The 15,435-nt window shown below is 65.9% G+C and carries 14 protein-coding genes; 8 read left to right on the top strand and 6 right to left on the bottom strand.

The window, feature by feature from the left end; genetic code table 11:
* Positions 1-14 precede the first annotated feature (14 nt).
* Positions 15-746, bottom strand: coding sequence for a GntR family transcriptional regulator (locus tag ACIQTZ_RS03905; protein WP_400332222.1), 732 nt, complete (start codon positions 744-746; stop codon positions 15-17).
* A 151-nt stretch (positions 747-897) separates the two neighbouring features.
* On the opposite strand from ACIQTZ_RS03905, the gene ACIQTZ_RS03900 reads away from it, so the two are divergent.
* From ACIQTZ_RS03900 to ACIQTZ_RS03880, 5 genes are all read left to right on the top strand, one after another.
* The gene (locus ACIQTZ_RS03900; RefSeq protein ID WP_402977698.1) at positions 898-1,803 is read left to right on the top strand and encodes an N-acetylglucosamine kinase; all 906 of its coding nucleotides are present in this window, start codon (positions 898-900) and stop codon (positions 1,801-1,803) included.
* Positions 1,804-1,972: 169 nt separating this feature from the next.
* Positions 1,973-3,085: a DUF2092 domain-containing protein gene (locus ACIQTZ_RS03895; protein WP_402977695.1), complete on the top strand. Its 1,113-nt coding sequence runs from the start codon at positions 1,973-1,975 to the stop codon at positions 3,083-3,085.
* Positions 3,086-3,089: 4 nt separating this feature from the next.
* Positions 3,090-4,058 (top strand): ABC transporter ATP-binding protein, encoded by a 969-nt coding sequence (locus ACIQTZ_RS03890; protein WP_402977969.1) that lies wholly within the window; start codon positions 3,090-3,092, stop codon positions 4,056-4,058.
* Positions 4,042-4,905: an ABC transporter permease gene (locus tag ACIQTZ_RS03885; RefSeq protein WP_400332214.1), complete on the top strand. Its 864-nt coding sequence runs from the start codon at positions 4,042-4,044 to the stop codon at positions 4,903-4,905. The genes ACIQTZ_RS03890 and ACIQTZ_RS03885 overlap by 17 nt, the downstream gene beginning before the upstream one ends.
* 20 nt (positions 4,906-4,925) lie before the next feature.
* The gene (locus tag ACIQTZ_RS03880) at positions 4,926-5,546 is read left to right on the top strand and encodes an L-threonylcarbamoyladenylate synthase (protein ID WP_397321741.1); all 621 of its coding nucleotides are present in this window, start codon (positions 4,926-4,928) and stop codon (positions 5,544-5,546) included.
* A 13-nt stretch (positions 5,547-5,559) separates the two neighbouring features.
* On the opposite strand, the gene ACIQTZ_RS03875 is transcribed toward ACIQTZ_RS03880, so the two are convergent.
* Both ACIQTZ_RS03875 and ligD read right to left on the bottom strand, forming a co-directional pair.
* Complete coding sequence (locus ACIQTZ_RS03875; protein WP_402977691.1) at positions 5,560-6,744, bottom strand: serine hydrolase domain-containing protein; 1,185 nt, start codon at positions 6,742-6,744, stop codon at positions 5,560-5,562.
* Position 6,745: 1 nt separating this feature from the next.
* On the bottom strand, positions 6,746-7,783 hold the full coding sequence (gene ligD / locus ACIQTZ_RS03870) for a non-homologous end-joining DNA ligase (protein ID WP_402942668.1): 1,038 nt from the start codon (positions 7,781-7,783) through the stop codon (positions 6,746-6,748).
* Between the two features lie 102 nt (positions 7,784-7,885).
* On the opposite strand from ligD, the gene ACIQTZ_RS03865 reads away from it, so the two are divergent.
* Positions 7,886-8,620: an alpha/beta family hydrolase gene (locus ACIQTZ_RS03865; protein WP_402977688.1), complete on the top strand. Its 735-nt coding sequence runs from the start codon at positions 7,886-7,888 to the stop codon at positions 8,618-8,620.
* Here the strand turns inward: ACIQTZ_RS03865 and ACIQTZ_RS03860 are convergent.
* From ACIQTZ_RS03860 to ACIQTZ_RS03850, 3 genes are all read right to left on the bottom strand, one after another.
* Positions 8,559-10,649, bottom strand: coding sequence for an elongation factor G-like protein EF-G2 (locus ACIQTZ_RS03860; protein ID WP_402977966.1), 2,091 nt, complete (start codon positions 10,647-10,649; stop codon positions 8,559-8,561). The two genes, ACIQTZ_RS03865 and ACIQTZ_RS03860, sit on opposite strands and share 62 nt — an antisense overlap.
* 124 nt (positions 10,650-10,773) lie before the next feature.
* Entirely contained in the window at positions 10,774-11,541 is a 768-nt protein-coding gene (locus ACIQTZ_RS03855) for a M50 family metallopeptidase (RefSeq protein ID WP_402977685.1), read from the bottom strand.
* Between the two features lie 29 nt (positions 11,542-11,570).
* Positions 11,571-12,188: a TetR/AcrR family transcriptional regulator C-terminal domain-containing protein gene (locus tag ACIQTZ_RS03850; protein WP_402942674.1), complete on the bottom strand. Its 618-nt coding sequence runs from the start codon at positions 12,186-12,188 to the stop codon at positions 11,571-11,573.
* Between the two features lie 160 nt (positions 12,189-12,348).
* On the opposite strand from ACIQTZ_RS03850, the gene ACIQTZ_RS03845 reads away from it, so the two are divergent.
* On the top strand, positions 12,349-13,806 hold the full coding sequence (locus ACIQTZ_RS03845; protein ID WP_402977682.1) for an APC family permease: 1,458 nt from the start codon (positions 12,349-12,351) through the stop codon (positions 13,804-13,806).
* Complete coding sequence (locus ACIQTZ_RS03840; RefSeq protein WP_402977680.1) at positions 13,796-15,433, top strand: amidohydrolase; 1,638 nt, start codon at positions 13,796-13,798, stop codon at positions 15,431-15,433. Before ACIQTZ_RS03845 ends, ACIQTZ_RS03840 begins: the two co-directional genes overlap by 11 nt.
* Positions 15,434-15,435: the final 2 nt, after the last annotated feature.

Here is a 15,435-nt window from a genome sequence, read left to right as displayed (position 1 = left end):
GCCGACGGCGTGCATCAGCTGCCGGATTTCACCCGCGACACAAACCGGAAGCGGTCCCCCCTGAAGGCACTGCGCGTCCACTCCACCGGACGGCCTGCGGCGTCCCGGCCCAGGCGGTGGACCACCAGCAGGGGCGCACCCATTTCAATGCCGAGCAATTGCACGTCGCCGGGCCCGGCGAGGGCAGTCTCCACGGTGTCCTCGACGTCGGAAATCCGGATGCCGTACACATCGGCCAGGGCTGCGTAGAGCGAACCCGCTTTGGACAGGTTGCCCTTGAACCGGGGCAGCTTCCCGGGAAGGCAGGCAACTTCGTGGGCCAGCGGCTCACCATCGATAAGCCTGATGCGTTCCAGGCGTGTCACGGGGTCTCCGTGGTCCAGCCCCAGGTGGGCCGCCACGTCGGCGTCGGCTCTCACTACCGCCAGCGCCAGGAGCTTCGAGTCGGGGCGGAGCCCTTGGCTGCGGGCATCGTCCGAAAACGACGTCAATTGGCGGACATGCGTCATTTTCGGAGGCGCCACGAACGTTCCATGACCCTGGACACGGCCAAGCTTGCCTTCGGCCACCAGTTCGCTGATGGCCTGCCGGACGGTGGTGCGCGAGGTCTTGTAGGTCTCGGCGAGTGCGCGCTCGGTGGGGATGAGGGTGCCTGGCTGGAGTCCCGAGATGAGGGCAAGGACCTCGGTCTTGAGCACGTAGTACTTCGGAGCACCGGGTACGACATCTGTCGCCATATTGGACATCCTACGTGTAGACACAAATATTGGTCTATGCCAATCTAGTCCGAGTTGGCCTGAAGCGGAAGGATCATCCCATGAAGTTCGCCACGCACCGCCCTCATTCCCTCGAAGTCCCGGGCTCCCTCGAAGCCCCCGCGTTCCAGGCGGCAGGCGCATGAGCCCCGCCGTCCTCGGCCTGCACATCGGCGGATCCCGGACTCACGCCCTGCGTGCCGAGTTGGACCATGCCGGCAACGGCGATGGCGTCGACCTTCCGGAAATCACCGAGTCCAGCGCCAACCTCTCGTCCGTTGGACACCAGGGGGTGGACGCCGTCCTGCGCCGGATCGCGGGTGCCACGGGCAGCGAAGTCCGGGCCGTGTGCGCGGGAGCGGCCGGCGCCGATACCCCCGCCAGCCGCGCGGTGCTTTCGGGGCTCCTGGCCGAGCACTTTCCGGGAGCCAGGATCGACGTGGTCCATGACACCCGCATCATCCTCGCCGCCGCTGGCCTCGACGCCGGTGTGGTGCTGGTTGCCGGAACGGGCTCGGTGGCCTGGGGACGGAGCCGCGAAGGCCGGGAGGCCCGCAGCGGCGGCTTCGGCTACTTGCTGGGCGACGAGGGCGGCGGCTACTCCGTGGTCCGGGACGCCGTCAGGGAGGCTCTCCGCGAGCACTACGCGGGGCTGGAACCAGGAACTTTGGTGCAGGCACTCCTGGCAGCCACAGCCAGCGGTGATGCCTTGCAGTTGATGGACTTCTTCTACGCGAAACCCGAGCCCGACCACTGGGCAAGCCTCGCTCCGCTCGTCCTGGAACTGGCAGTGGACGGCGATCCGGCTGCCCTGCGCATCCAGGCGGAGGCAGCACACTCGCTCGCCACCATGGCGCGCCAGGTGCTGGGCGAACTCGGCCTCGACCTGCCCTTGGTGATGGCCGGAGGTTTGCTGGTCAACCAACAACAGCTTGCCGGCGCCGTGGCCCGGAAAGTGGCCCTCGAGGATCCCACAGCCGTGCGCATCCTTTCCGAGTCTCCGGTACGCGGTGCCGTGCGGCTTGCAAGCGAACTCCTTCGGGCCTGAACCACTGGGGTCTGCCCTCCCAACAACCGACAGGAACCATGACCACGGCCGCCAGCAGGTTGCAGCCCTGGCGAAGACCATCCGTTTCCAGCTACCGACCCACCCGTGATGCGGGCAGTCAACCGGAGTAGTCTGGAAACATGCCTCACACGGACGGTGGTCGGTAGCAATGGCACGGATTAAACAACGGTGGCTGCCCGCCCTCTTGGTGCCGCTTGTGCTGATTGCCGGGATTCTGGTGGGTTCCATCCAGGCGGGCGCGGCTCCCTCCCTGCCGCCCAAGACGGCCCAGGACCTGATGGCCATGATCGCCAACAGCACGGTGCGGTCGTTATCCGGGACGGTGTCGCAGGAAGCAAACCTTGGTTTACCGGATCTTTCCGGCACCAGTGGCGGACCCGGCGCCGGCTCACCCCTGGAGTTCCTGACAGGTACGCACACGGCCCGCGTCTATCTCGATGCGCCCGGCAAGGCACGCCTACAGATCCTGGACCAGCTGGCCGAACGCGACGTTGTGGTCAACGCAACCGATGCCTGGTACTACGACTCGACCGACAACAGCGTGGTGCATACGGCCTTGCCGGCACGGCCCGGCACGGGAAGCACGCCTTCGGAGATTCCCAGGCCCCAGGCCGCTACCCCTGCGGCCCTCGCCACCCGCTTCCTGGCGGCCATTGATTCCACCACGGAGGTAACTGTGGGCCAATCGGCAACTGTTGCCGGTCGAAGCGCCTACAGCCTGACGCTTACTCCCCGCAGCGACGGAACCCTGGTGGAATCGGTGTCCCTCAGCGTCGATGCTGAAACAGGCCTGCCGCTTGGCGTCACCGTGCGAGCCAAAGGACAGGCGGAACCCGCCTTTTCCCTCGCTTATACGGACCTGAACCTGGCCACCCCGGATGCGTCGTTGTTCACCTTCACACCACCGCCCGGGGCGAGCGTGACAGAGAAGGCATTCCCCGCCAAGCCCGCTCTCCCGGTACCTGCCGTTCCAGCACCCGAAAAAACGGTTCCAGCCCCCGGCACAACTCCAGCGAACCCGTCCTCCCATGCCCGTCCGGCGGTGACCGGCAAGGGTTGGGACGCCATAGCAACCTTGCCGGTGGGTTCCGCACCCCCTGGGCTCACAAGCAACCCCCAGCTCACCCAACTGCTCCAGCCGGTTTCCGGTGGACGGGCGTTGACCACTTCGCTGGCCAGCGTGCTGATTCTCGACGACGGCCGCGTGCTTGCGGGCATGGTTCCCTTGGACCGACTTGAGTCAGCCGCTGCCGCCGGTTGAGGGGCTGCGTGCCACGGAATCGCCCGGCGCGGCCGGCACTGACCTCGCCCTGGAGACGCGGGGATTAGCCAAACGCTTCGGCCACCGCGCTGCCGTGGACGGCATTGACCTGGCCGTACCCCGCGGTTCCGTCTTCGGTTTCCTGGGCCCGAACGGATCCGGCAAGACCACCACCATCCGCATGCTCCTGGGCCTGGTTTCGGCTGACGCGGGCACCATCAAGGTCCTGGGGCGGGATATGCCCCGGAGCCTCTCAGAGGTGCTGCCGGATGTTGGCGCGTTGGTGGAAGGACCGGGCTTCTATCCGTTCCTGACCGGCGCAGGAAACCTGCTGAGGCTTGATGCCGCGGACAGGCACGCTCCGCCCGCAACACGACGCCAGCGCGTGGATGATGCCCTGGAACGGGTGGGCCTGGGGCATGCCGCGGGAAAGAAGGTGCGGGCTTACTCGCTGGGCATGAAGCAACGCCTTGGACTGGCCAACGCCATGCTCCGGCCTCGAAAGCTCCTGGTCCTGGACGAACCCACCAACGGCCTGGATCCCCAAGGCACCCGCGAAGTCCGCAACCTGGTACGTTCCCTGGCAGCAGGTGGCACCACGGTTTTCGTGTCCAGCCACCTGTTGGCCGAGGTGGAACACAAGTGCACCCATGTAGGCATCATGAGCGCCGGCCGGCTCGTGGCCCAGGGTACCTTGGACGAACTGCGCTCCACGGGGCAATCTGCCGTTCTGGTGACAACGCCCGACGTCGGACATGCCACCCGGGTCCTGGCCCGGCTGGGGCTGGTTCCAGGCCCGGCACCAACGCCCGGCACCGTGCTGGGCGGTGGCCTCGACGGCATGGCACCCGAGGCGATCGTCGCTGCCTTGGTTGGCGACGGGGTCCGCGTGCGTGGCTTCTCCGTGGAGAACGCCAGCCTGGAGGAACGGTACGTGTCACTCACGGGAGAGGGGTTTGACGTTGTCGGCTGACGCTGTATCCGGGCCAACTGTCCGCCCAGGCGTGGGCTGGCGCCTCCTGGGCTCCGAACTGGCTGTCCTTTTCCGCAGGCTCCGGACGTGGGCGATGCTGTTGGCGCTTGCCGGCGTGCCCATCCTGATTGCCGTGGCAGTCAAGCTCTCCTCGCGGCAAGTGCCGCCCGGCCGTGGCCCCTTGTTCCTTGACCGGGTGAGCCAAAACGGCCTGTTCGTGGCAGTGACGGCCTTGGTGGTCTGCGTCCCGTTGTTCCTCCCGCTGACCGTTGGCGTGGTAGCCGGAGACACCATTGCGGGCGAAGCCAACCTTGGCACCCTGAGGTACCTTCTGCTGGCACCGGCCGGCCGGATACGGCTCCTCCTGGTCAAGTACGCCGGGGCCGTCGCTTTCTGTATCGCCGCCACGGCAACCGTCGCCGCTGCCGGTGCGCTGGCCGGCGTCGTGCTCTTTCCGATCGGCCCTGTGACGCTGTTGTCCGGCGACACCATCAGCGTGGGCGAATCTGTGGTGAGGTCGTTGCTGATCGCCGCTTACATCACCGTCTCGCTGCTGGGCCTGTCCGCGATCGGACTGCTGATCTCCACGTTCACGGACGTGCCGGTAGGTGCCATGGCTGCCACCATCGTCCTGGCTGTCGTCTCGCAGGTATTGGACAACCTCCCCCAGCTCGAGTGGCTCCATCCGTGGTTGTTCAGCCACCATTGGCTCGGGTTTGCCGACCTGCTGCGGCAGCCCATGGCGTGGGGATCCTTTGCTGACAACGCGCTCCTCCAAGCCGGCTATGTGGCAGTGTGCGGTGCCCTGGCGTACGCGAAGTTCTCCGCCAAGGACGTCCTTTCCTAGCTTTGGCGTAGGCTCGTCCCATGGCCAGATTCTTTGACGTGCACCCCGTAGATCCCCAACCCCGGGCCATCGGCCAAGTGGTGAACATGCTGCAGGACGGCGGGCTGATCGCCTACCCCACCGATTCCTGCTACGCGTTGGGTGCACAGATCGGGAACCGCGAAGCCCTGGACCGGATCAGGGCGATCCGACACCTGGACGACAAGCACCATTTCACGTTGGTCTGCAAGGATTTTGCCCAGCTGGGCCAGTTCGTGATGCTGGACAACGACGTCTTCCGCGCCATCAAGGCCGTGACCCCCGGCAGCTACACGTTCATCCTTCCCGCTACCCGGGAAGTGCCCAAGCGCTTGCTCCACCCGAAGAAGAAGACTGTTGGCGTGCGTATTCCGGACCATAAGGTGGTCCAGGCGATCCTCGCGGAGCTGGGCGAGCCGCTCCTGTCCAGCACGCTCCTGCTGCCTGACGAGGAAGAACCGTTGACCCAGGGCTGGGAGATCAAGGAGCGCCTGGACAATGAGGTGGATGCCGTCATCGACTCAGGAGACACCGGCTCCGAACCCACCACGGTGATTGACTTCTCCAGCGGCGTGGCCGAGGTGGTCCGCCGCGGCACCGGGGATCCTTCCCGCTTCGAATAGGACGACGCCGCCACTAGCCAAAGCGGAAACGGCAGCTTGAGTTGAGGACTACCTGCGCGAGGTGGGTCAGTTCAAGGACGATGGCCGAGGGCTGGCCGGTGACCGGCTCCGGCGGAGTGGCGACAGCGATGGTGAGTTGGCGGTTTCCGTCCGCACTGCTCATGGTGATGGTTCCAAAGCCGGGAAGGTCGCCGGCATGGCCGTAGTAGTTTCCATTGGTGCACCTGTCATCCCATTGGTCCAGTCCCAGCCCATAGTCGGCCGACACCATGCCCTTCATCAGGAGCAGGCTGGACGGCGCCAGCAGGCGTCCGCCAAGGAGGGCCGCTTGGAAGGTATTCACGTCCGCCGCTGAGGACACCAGCCGCGGCGGCGACTGGCCTGCCGTTGGTGGGGTCTCTGTGATGTCCACGGTCCCGCCATCGGTGGAGGCATACCCGTGGACGAGGTTGGGAATGGCCCCGGCGTCGTCCAGCAGGGCCATGGATCGCAGCCCAAGGGGGCCCCACACCTCGCGGCGGAGCACGTCGATGAGGGCAGCTCCCCTGAGCCGCTCCACCACACGAATGAGCACCGTGTCCGCCCATCGGCTCGAATCGCGGCCCGACGAGTCGGCCAACAGGTAGCGGAGGGAAAGGTCTCCCACGGGACCGTCGCTGCCCCCGGCCACCCCACCGGTCAAGTCCGGCAGGTAGGCGCTGACGGGGACGTCGAGGGCGGCTTTGCCTTCCTCCACCAACTTAAGGACGGACACGGCAAGCATGCTCCGGAGCACCCCGCCCACCACGATCGGATCGCTCGCATCCACCGGCAGTCCACTTTCGAGGCTGCGGACCCCTGCCGCAGACGTCCAGCTTTGCAGGCCGGAGCGTGCTTCCATAAGCACCGCCGGAGCCCCCTGGCTGATCAGTTCCCTGCTGAACACTTCCAGTGAGGCTTGGAGCTCCAGGAACACCATGGAGTTGGTGGCATCCGCGGACGCCGACGGTATTGGCGAAGTGGGAACCGGCGGCGTGGTCCGGGCGAAAGGAGGGGCCGACGTCGTGCCCGTCACCGGCGCCGGTGACGGCGCTGTTGACGGCGCTGTTGACGGCGGCGGGAGCGGCCCCGGTGGATCAGTGCACGAAGACGCCAGGCAGGCGGCGAGCAACAGGCCGCAGCAGAATCCGGCGGCCCCGGGTGCAGACGCCCGCTTCATGTCACTTCTCCGGTTGCTCCTCCGGCTTGCGTGCGCGGCTCGGCTGGACCCTCATGGGCTCGCCGGGCATCTTGGGAAATTCCGGCGGGAACGGCATCTCGCCTTGCCCGTTCTTCACGTCGCGTTCCCACCACTGCAGCAGGACATCGATCTTGCCGGGCTTTTCATGCATGGTCGCCCACGGATCGCCGGTGGTCCTGAGCCGGTCCGGGACGGTCTGGATGGTGTACTTTGCGGGGTCGGCATTCTCCAGTTCGTCCCACGCCAGCGGGCAGGAGACCTGGGCCTGGGCCACGGCGCGGGGACTGTAGGCGCCGGCAATGGTCCTGTCCCGGTTGGCTTGGTTGAAGTCCACGAAGATCCGGGAACCGCGTTCCTCCTTCCACCACGCCGTGGTGACGTGGCGGGGCATCCTGCGCTCCAATTCCCGGCCTGCGGCAATGACGGCGTGCCGGACGTCCAGGAATTCGTGCTGGGGATGGATCGGCGCATAAACGTGCAGCCCCCGGTTGCCGGAGGTCTTGATGAAGGCCGTCAGGCCGGCCTCGTCCAGGACGGAGCGGAGCTCCTGGGCTGCCGGGATGGCATCGGCGAAATCCGTGCCTGGCTGAGGGTCGAGATCGATCCTCAGCTGGTCAGGATTGTCGGGATCGTTGGCCCGCGAAGCCCAGGGGTGGAAGACCACGGTGTTCATCTGGGCCGCCCACACGGCGGCGGCCGGCTCGTCAATCACCAGTTGCGGATGGGATCTGGCACTGGGATAGGTGACCATGACCGAGCGGATGTAGTCCGGGGCACCCTTGGGAGGGTTCTTCGAAAAGAACATGTCTCCTTCGATGTTGCCTGAATAGCGCTGCAGGCTGACCGGCCGGTTTCCATTGGCAGCCACGAAGGCTTCCCCCACGTCCGAGAGGTAGCTTGCCAGGTCCAGCTTGGTCAGCCCTGCTTCGGGCCAGATGACACGGCTTGGACTGGAGATACGGACCTCGCGGGGGCCGTCGGGGCCGGGCACGGTCAGGGTGGTGGATTCACTCGCCATGGCCACAAGCTACCGTGCGGGGACCCTGCCCGTCAGCAGGTGGGGATCGTTTTGGGCGAAATTGGTGCGCGTCCCCACGTAAACCTGCTCCATGATGGATGCATGCCAAACACCGAAACCGCCCTGACCATTTCCGTGGACGACAGCGATGTCCCGGGCATCCACCTCAGTCCGGAAGACCCGTCCGCCACCCTGGTGGTGGCCCACGGCGCCGGGGCGGGCATGGAGCACCCGTTCCTGCAGGGTTTCTGCGAGGCAATGGCGGCAGAGCGTGTTGCGACGCTCCGCTTCAACTTCCCCTACCGGGCCGCAGGACGCCGGTTCCCCGACCGTCCACCGCTTGCCATCGCCACGTGGCGGGCCGTGGTGGCCAAAGCCGTCGAAGTCTCCCACGGTATGCCGCTCTGGGCGGCGGGGAAATCGTTCGGCGGACGCATGGCATCCATGGCCGTGGCCGAGGGCATGGACGTCCAAGGCCTCGTGTACCTCGGCTATCCATTGCATGCTCCGGGCAAACCCGAAAAGCTCCGGGACGAGCACCTGTACGGGATCACCACGCCCATGCTTTTCCTGCAGGGCACCAGGGACACGTTCGCAACACCCGAACTGCTCGAGTCCGTGGTGTCCCGCATCGGGCCAACGGCCACCCTTCAATGGGTGGAAGGCGGGGACCACTCCTTCGGCGTCAAAGGCGTCAAACGCACGGCAGCGGAAGTCGGCGCATCGCTGGCACCGGCCGTGGCGGGCTTCATGCGCACCGAGCGCCCGGCAGGGGCTACTTCGCCAGGGGCTCGTGGCGCAGGTACTCCCGGCGGAACCGCCCAGTACCCGCAGTGAGGGCCCGGAGTTCGATGGCATAACGCAGGAGTTCCTGGTCCGGCACTTCGGCACTGACTTCGGCGCCTTCGCCGCCACCACTGTCGGTGCCGGTCACACGCCCCCTTCTGCCTGAAAGGTCGCTCATCACCGTTCCGACATATTCGTCAGGAACGCTGATAACCACCCGGGACACGGGTTCCAGGAGTTGGATCTTTGCCGCCGCAGCCGCTTCGCGAAGGGCCAAAGCCCCGGCCGATTGGAAGGCTGCATCCGAGGAATCCACGCTGTGGGTCTTTCCGCCCACCAGCGTCACTTTGATGTCCACCACGGGGAAGCCCTCAGCGACGCCCTTGAGCATCTGGGCGCGCACGCCCTTCTCGACTGACGCCACGAAGGTTCCGGGAATGACGCCACCCACAATCCTGTCGACAAACTGGAAGCCCTCGCCGCGCCCCAGGGGTTCAACCTCGATGTCGCAAATGGCGAACTGGCCGTGCCCGCCGGACTGTTTCACGTGCCGGCCATGACCGGCGGCCTTGCCGGCAAACGTCTCCCGCAAGGGCGTGATCACGTCCACAGTCTGGAGCTTGACTCCCTGTCCACGCAGGCGGTCCAGGACCACCTCGGCGTGCGCCTCCCCCATGCACCAGAGGACCAACTGATGGGTGTCCTGGTTGCGTTCCACCCGCAGTGTGGGATCCGCAGCTGCCACCTTGCCGATGCTCTTGGCCAGGGCGTCCTCGTCGCTGCGGGACGCCCCTTCCACGGCTACAGGCATCAAGGGCTCGGGAATGTGCCAGGTCTCGAGAAGCAGCGGTGCTTCCTTATCCGACACGGTATCCCCGGTTTCTGCGCCGGCGAGCTTGCTGATGGCGCAAATATCCCCGGCAACGCATTCCCGGACGGGCTTCAGGCTGGACCCCACCGGCGAGTACAGATGCGTTACCCGTTCGTCGGAGTCGTGGTCCTCATGGCCTCTGTCCGCGAGGCCCCTTCCGCCGATATGGATGGAAGAGTCTTCCCTCAACGTTCCCGAAAACACCCGGACCAGGCATACCCGGCCGAGGAAGGGATCCACTGTTGTGCGCACCACCTCGGCAGCCAACGGCCCGTCCGGGTCGCAGGCAAGGTCCTTGAGGGAAGACCCGTCGAGCTGCATGGCCGGCGGGGCGGGACGTTCCAAGGGCGACGGCAGCGCGTCGGTGAGGAGCGCCATCAGTTCCGGCAGCCCCCGGCCCGTTTCGGCCGACGTTGGCATGACCGGGAAGAAACTGCCCCGGGAAACAGCCTTTTCCAGGTCCTCGATCAAGTCCCCCAGCGGCAATTCCTCGCCGCCGAGGTACCGGTCCATGAGTGTCTCGTCTTCGCTCTCCGAAATGATGCCCTCGATCAAGGGCCCGCGCGCTTCCTCGAGCACGGCGTCATCGGCCTGGCCGCCGCCGTGCAGGACTCCTGCCACCCCGTCAGCGTCCGGAAGGTACAGCGGCAGCACCGACTCGCCGAAGGCTTCCTGGCAGCGCGCGACGGCGGCACTGAAGTCTGCGCGCGGATGGTCCAGCTTGCTGACAACCACGGCCCGCGGCAGACGGACCCGCTCGCACTCGCCCCACAGGGCGATGGTGGCGCCGTCTATTCCGTCGATGGCCGAGACAACAAAAAGGGCCGCGTCCGCGGCCCGGAGACCGGCGCGCAACTCGCCGGTGAAGTCGGTGTAGCCCGGGGTGTCGATCAGGTTGACCTTGATGTCGCCCACCAGGATCGGCGCCACGGACAAGGAGACGGAACGTTGCTGATGAACAGCTGAGGGATCCGAATCGCTGACCGTGGTTCCTTCGGTGATGGAACCCATCCGGGAGATCGCACCGGTGGCTGCGAGAAGGGCTTCCACCAGCATCGATTTGCCTGCTCCCGAATGTCCCACCAGGGCGACGTTCCTGATCCGGGCCGGGTTCCTGGCTGTCAGTGCTGCACCATTCTCGCTTCGTCGGGGTTCCGCGGCGCTTGATCCCGTGGCCTTGGCTGTCTCGCGCGTGCCCTTCGCGGACATGGGCGCCTCCCGGTGTTCGTATCCAGGCTCGGAGTCCGAACGCATGGCTTGGTTCGAACGTGTACAAGGATTGGACACCCTCAAGCAACCACAGGGCAAGAGGCAGCAGCGCAGATTCGAGGCGCTATCCCGCCACTATCCCCAGCATTCCCCAGAGCAGCCCTGCGGAAACAGCGGCACATCCGGTGATGACCAGTGTGAAGCCCGTCATCCAGACGAAGCTGGGGACGCCCGTGGTACGACCCAGGATCCAGGCGTCCGAGGCTTGGATACGCTCCCTGCGCCTGGTGTGCACCCCCGCGAGCTTCAGCAGGTCACGGACGCCACCCACCGTGAGCGCAATACCCAGCGCCAGCACCACGTAGTTCACGGCCTCGGGTGAACCGAAGATGATCAGTGACTGGGCCGTGGCAGCACTGACCACTGCTACCAGAATCCCCGTCAGGTTCCGCAGGAAGACCAGTGAAACCAGGAGGATGAGGGCGCCGATGGACATGGCGGCACCAGACCGTCCGGCGGAGAAGGCGGCGATCAGGGCAAGGCCCACCACCGCCGGGGCCGGATATCCCCAGAACCCGGACCACGCCGCACCGAAGGCACTCCGCCCGCTGCTGACGAGGCGGCCGGAATGGTCCAGGCCGATCCGCAGGCTGTGCACGAAACGACCGGTCATGAGGGCCGCGTAGGCGTGGCCGAGTTCGTGCACGAATGTGACGTACAGGCCAAACCACCGCCACGTCGCCCTGGGGATGCTCAGCAGCGTGGCGCCGGCAACGATCGCCAGGAGCACGGGCAGGGGCACGGCAGTGGTGTGGACGTCGGTGAAGCCGCGGACGACGGCTGCCCACCAGGTTTCGGGCATGGAAGCGGGATCGAAGGCGGTGAGGGTCACCGTCGAATGGTACGCAAGAAATCTGGGAGTCAGACCAACGCCTGCTTGAGACGGGAGCGCAGGCCGGCCATGAGGATCTCCAGGCCGAAGTCGAAAGCCGCTTCACCACGTTCCACGGACGGGCCAGCCTGCGCCAGGGCACCGGACAACGCCGGGTATCCGTCCACGGGCGGAGCCCAGACCACCTCCGGCGCTGCCAGGTCCAGGGCGAAGCCCAACGCGAAACTGTCGATGGTGGAGATGGCGGACACCACGTCCTGCCCGCGGAACCCGGCCTCTTCGAGGGCAATCGCCAGATTTTCGTACAGGGCCAGCACCTGTGGATCCTGCACCGTTTGAAGGACCATGAGCGGTGCCAGCCGGGGGTGCCTGGCGAACGCGTCCCGGTAGCTGCGCACGATGGCCCGGAGCGATTCTTCCCAACCCTGGCCCTCATGAAGCTGGTAGGGGCTCTCGGAGATGATCCGTCCGCGCATGAGCTCGAGGATTTCGTCGCGGCCGCTGACGTGGTTGTAGATGGACGATTGGCTGACTCCAATTTTCCTGGCCAGCTTGGGCAAGCTGAAATCGCCGGCTTCGTCCACCAGTTCCAAAGCGGCCGTCACCAAGGCGTCGATGGATATGAGTGGGACAGGCGGGCGTGGCATGGGTACTCCAATCGGTTGTTGCTACGACTCTAGCCACAACTCCCATGACTTTGCAGGAAAGTATTGTGCGGCGGATCACAACGCCCTAGGATAAAACGAAAGGCTTTCGCTAACGCCTCGATTCCCACACTTCCCAGCTTCCAGACCACTCGAGGACCCCATGTCTGACACCGAAACCCGCCCGCCCACAGCCGAGGCTGCCAATGGGCTCAAACGCAATGCCATCGGAACGGGAGGCATCGCCTTCCTGGTCATCTCCGCAGCGGCACCACTGACCGTCATGGCCGGCGTGGCCCCGGTAGCCATCGGCATCGGGGGCATTGGCGCCCCCATGGGCTACCTCATCGCCGGCGCTGTCCTGCTCGTTTTTGCCGTCGCCTTCATGGCCATGACCAAACACGTCAAAGCCGCCGGCGGCTTCTACACCTACATCACCCTCGCCATGGGCAAGACCGTGGGGCTGGCCTCCGCCATCCTGGCGATTGTGTCCTACAACTGTCTCCAGATCGGCGTGTACGGACTGTTCGCCGTGCAGACGCAGGCCATGCTCCGGACGCTCTTCGGCCTGGACGTGCCCTGGCCCGCCGTGGCCCTCGTGGCGATCGGCGCCGTGTGGTTCCTCGGATACCGCGGCATCGATGTCGGAGCGAAGGTCCTTGGTGTCCTCCTCATTGCCGAAACAGCCATCCTGGCCATCATGGGCGCGGGCATCCTTGCCTCCGGTGGGGCGCACGGCATCAGCGGGGCATCGTTCGAACCCGGGAACGCCTTCACGCCCGGCGTCCTCGCGATCCTGGCCATCTGCTTCGCCGCATTCATGGGCTTTGAATCCACGGTGCTCTACCGCCGCGAGGCCCGGAATCCCGACAAGTCCGTACCCCGCGCCACCTACATTGCGGTGGGCTTCATGTCTGTCTTCTACGCCTTCGTCGTCTGGACGGTGGTCCAGGCCTTCGGCGACGGCGACGTGGTGGCGGCAGCGGGCGAACTGGCCGACGGGATGTTCTTTGCCACCATCAACCACTACGTGGGGCCTTGGGCGGAAGTGGTGATGTACGTCCTGATCGTCACGAGCGTCTACGCATCCCAACTGGCCTTCCACAACGCCATCAACCGTTACGTCTACATGCTCGCCAGAGACGGCGTCCTCCCTGCCTTCCTTGGCAAGACCCACCCCACGTACAAATCCCCGCACCGCGCCGGGCAGATCCAGACCGTGCTTGCCGCCGTCGTGATTGCCGTGTGCGCCGTTGCCGGGGCCGACCCCTACAAGCAGTTGCTGATCTGGGTGAACACCCCCGGCATCTTCGGAATCGTGGCGCTCCAGGGACTGGTTTCCGTGGCCTGTTTTATCTACCTCCGCCGCACTCCCGCAGCTGTCACCAACCGGCTGCTGGTTCCGGTGAGCGTGGCGTCCGCGATTCTCCTCTTCGGCGTTGTGGTGCTCATTGCCGTCAACATCGAGCTCCTGACCTTCGCCGACGCCCTGACCAACACCATCCTCCTGCTGGTCTCCCCCGTTGTTTTCCTGGCCGGCCTGCTGATCGCACGCCGCCTGCGCACTGCCCGCCCACACGTCTTCAACCGCATTGGAAGCTTTGAAACCCATGACTCCTGACCTGATCGTCCTGGCAGATACCGTCCACACCCTCAGCAAGGGTGCCGACGGGAAGCAGCCCGTCCAAGCCGTAGCCGTCAATGGCGGCGTGATAGCCGCCGTCGGGAGCCGAGCCGATGCGCACGACTGGCGACGGTCCGGCACCGAGGTGGTGGACCTTGGCGAGGCCACCCTGACCCCGGGTTTGGTGGACTGCCATATCCACCCGGTGTTCGGGCTGGACCTGACCATCGGCGTCGACCTTTCCGCAGCGGTGGGCCTGGAAGATGTCCGCGCGATGCTGAAGGCGGAGTCGGAACGGACCAACGACGGCGGCTGGTTGCGCGGGTGGGGACTGAACCCGAACGCTTTTGGAACAGAACCGCTGCACCGCTCGGTGATCGACGACGTCGCAGGTGGCCGTCCCGCGATGATCCGCTTGTTCGACGGTCACTCAGCACTAGCCAACAGCCGTGCCTTGGAGATTGCCGGCATCGACGGTCGCCGCGACTTCACGCAAGCGGCCGAAATCGTCTGTGATGCCGATGGCACTCCCACCGGGTTGCTCCTCGAAGCGGCCGCCATGGAACTCGTGCAGCAGTACATTCCCCGGGAATCCTTTGCGGAACGGAAGGTCCGGCTGGGCCGCTTGCTGCAGGATTTCGCGCGTTCGGGCCTGACCGGCGGACATGTCATGGACCACGGGGAAGAAACAACCGCCCTCCTGAATGCCTTGGAGGCCGACGGCGGGCTGCCCCTGCGGCTCCGGACCGCACCCTGGTGCATGCCCGGCTCGGGAGAAGCGGAGTGGGGGCAGTTGGCGGCCTCCATCGGGACAGGAGGGCAACGCTGGTCCATCGAAGCCATCAAACTCTTCGTGGACGGCACCATCGACAATGGAACAGCATGGCTTGACGAGCCGGACCTTTACGGCCAATCCACGGCGCCCTTCTGGCCGCGGCCGGAAGAATATGCCGCGGCGGTCCACTACTTTGCGGCCCGCGGAATTCCGACCGCCACGCACGCCATCGGTGATGCCGGAGTGGAGCATGTGCTCAACGCCTTCGGCTCGCTCCCCCGGTCTGTCCGGTCCCGCTACCAGCACACGGTGCACAGGATTGAGCACATCGAGACGGTCCCCGACGTACTCGTGGAGCGGTTCAAGGACGCCGGAGTGGTGGCCAGCATGCAGCCCACGCACTGCACCCACTATTCGCTCGCCGACCACAGCGACAACTGGTCCACCCGGCTCGGCCCGGAGCGCGCGGACCGTGCCTGGCGCTGCCGGGACCTCCGGGACGCGGGCATCGTCCTGGGCATCGGCTCGGACTGGCCCATTGCTCCCTACGAACCCCTCCCCATCCTGGCCGATGCCCAATTGCGCAGGCGTTCCGGGCACCCCGGGCAGGAACCGATCGCTCCCGCCCAGGCGCTCACGGCCCTGCAGGCTTTGGAGGGATACACCTCCCATGCCGCCAAGGCTGCCGGGCTCTGGGACGTCTCAGGCTCCATCGACGTGGGCAAGCGGGCCGACTTCACGGTATTCGACCTCGATCCCCTCACCACGGCGCCCGACGAACTTGCGGCAAGCGCCGTCCTGGGCACGTTTGTTGAGGGCGAGGTCCAGTTCATGCTGGACAGGTTGTAGGG

It is taken from the genome of Paenarthrobacter sp. NPDC090520 (assembly GCF_044769205.1).
GTDB lineage: Bacteria > Actinomycetota > Actinomycetes > Actinomycetales > Micrococcaceae > Arthrobacter.
This window is presented reverse-complemented; position numbering and strand designations above follow the sequence as displayed.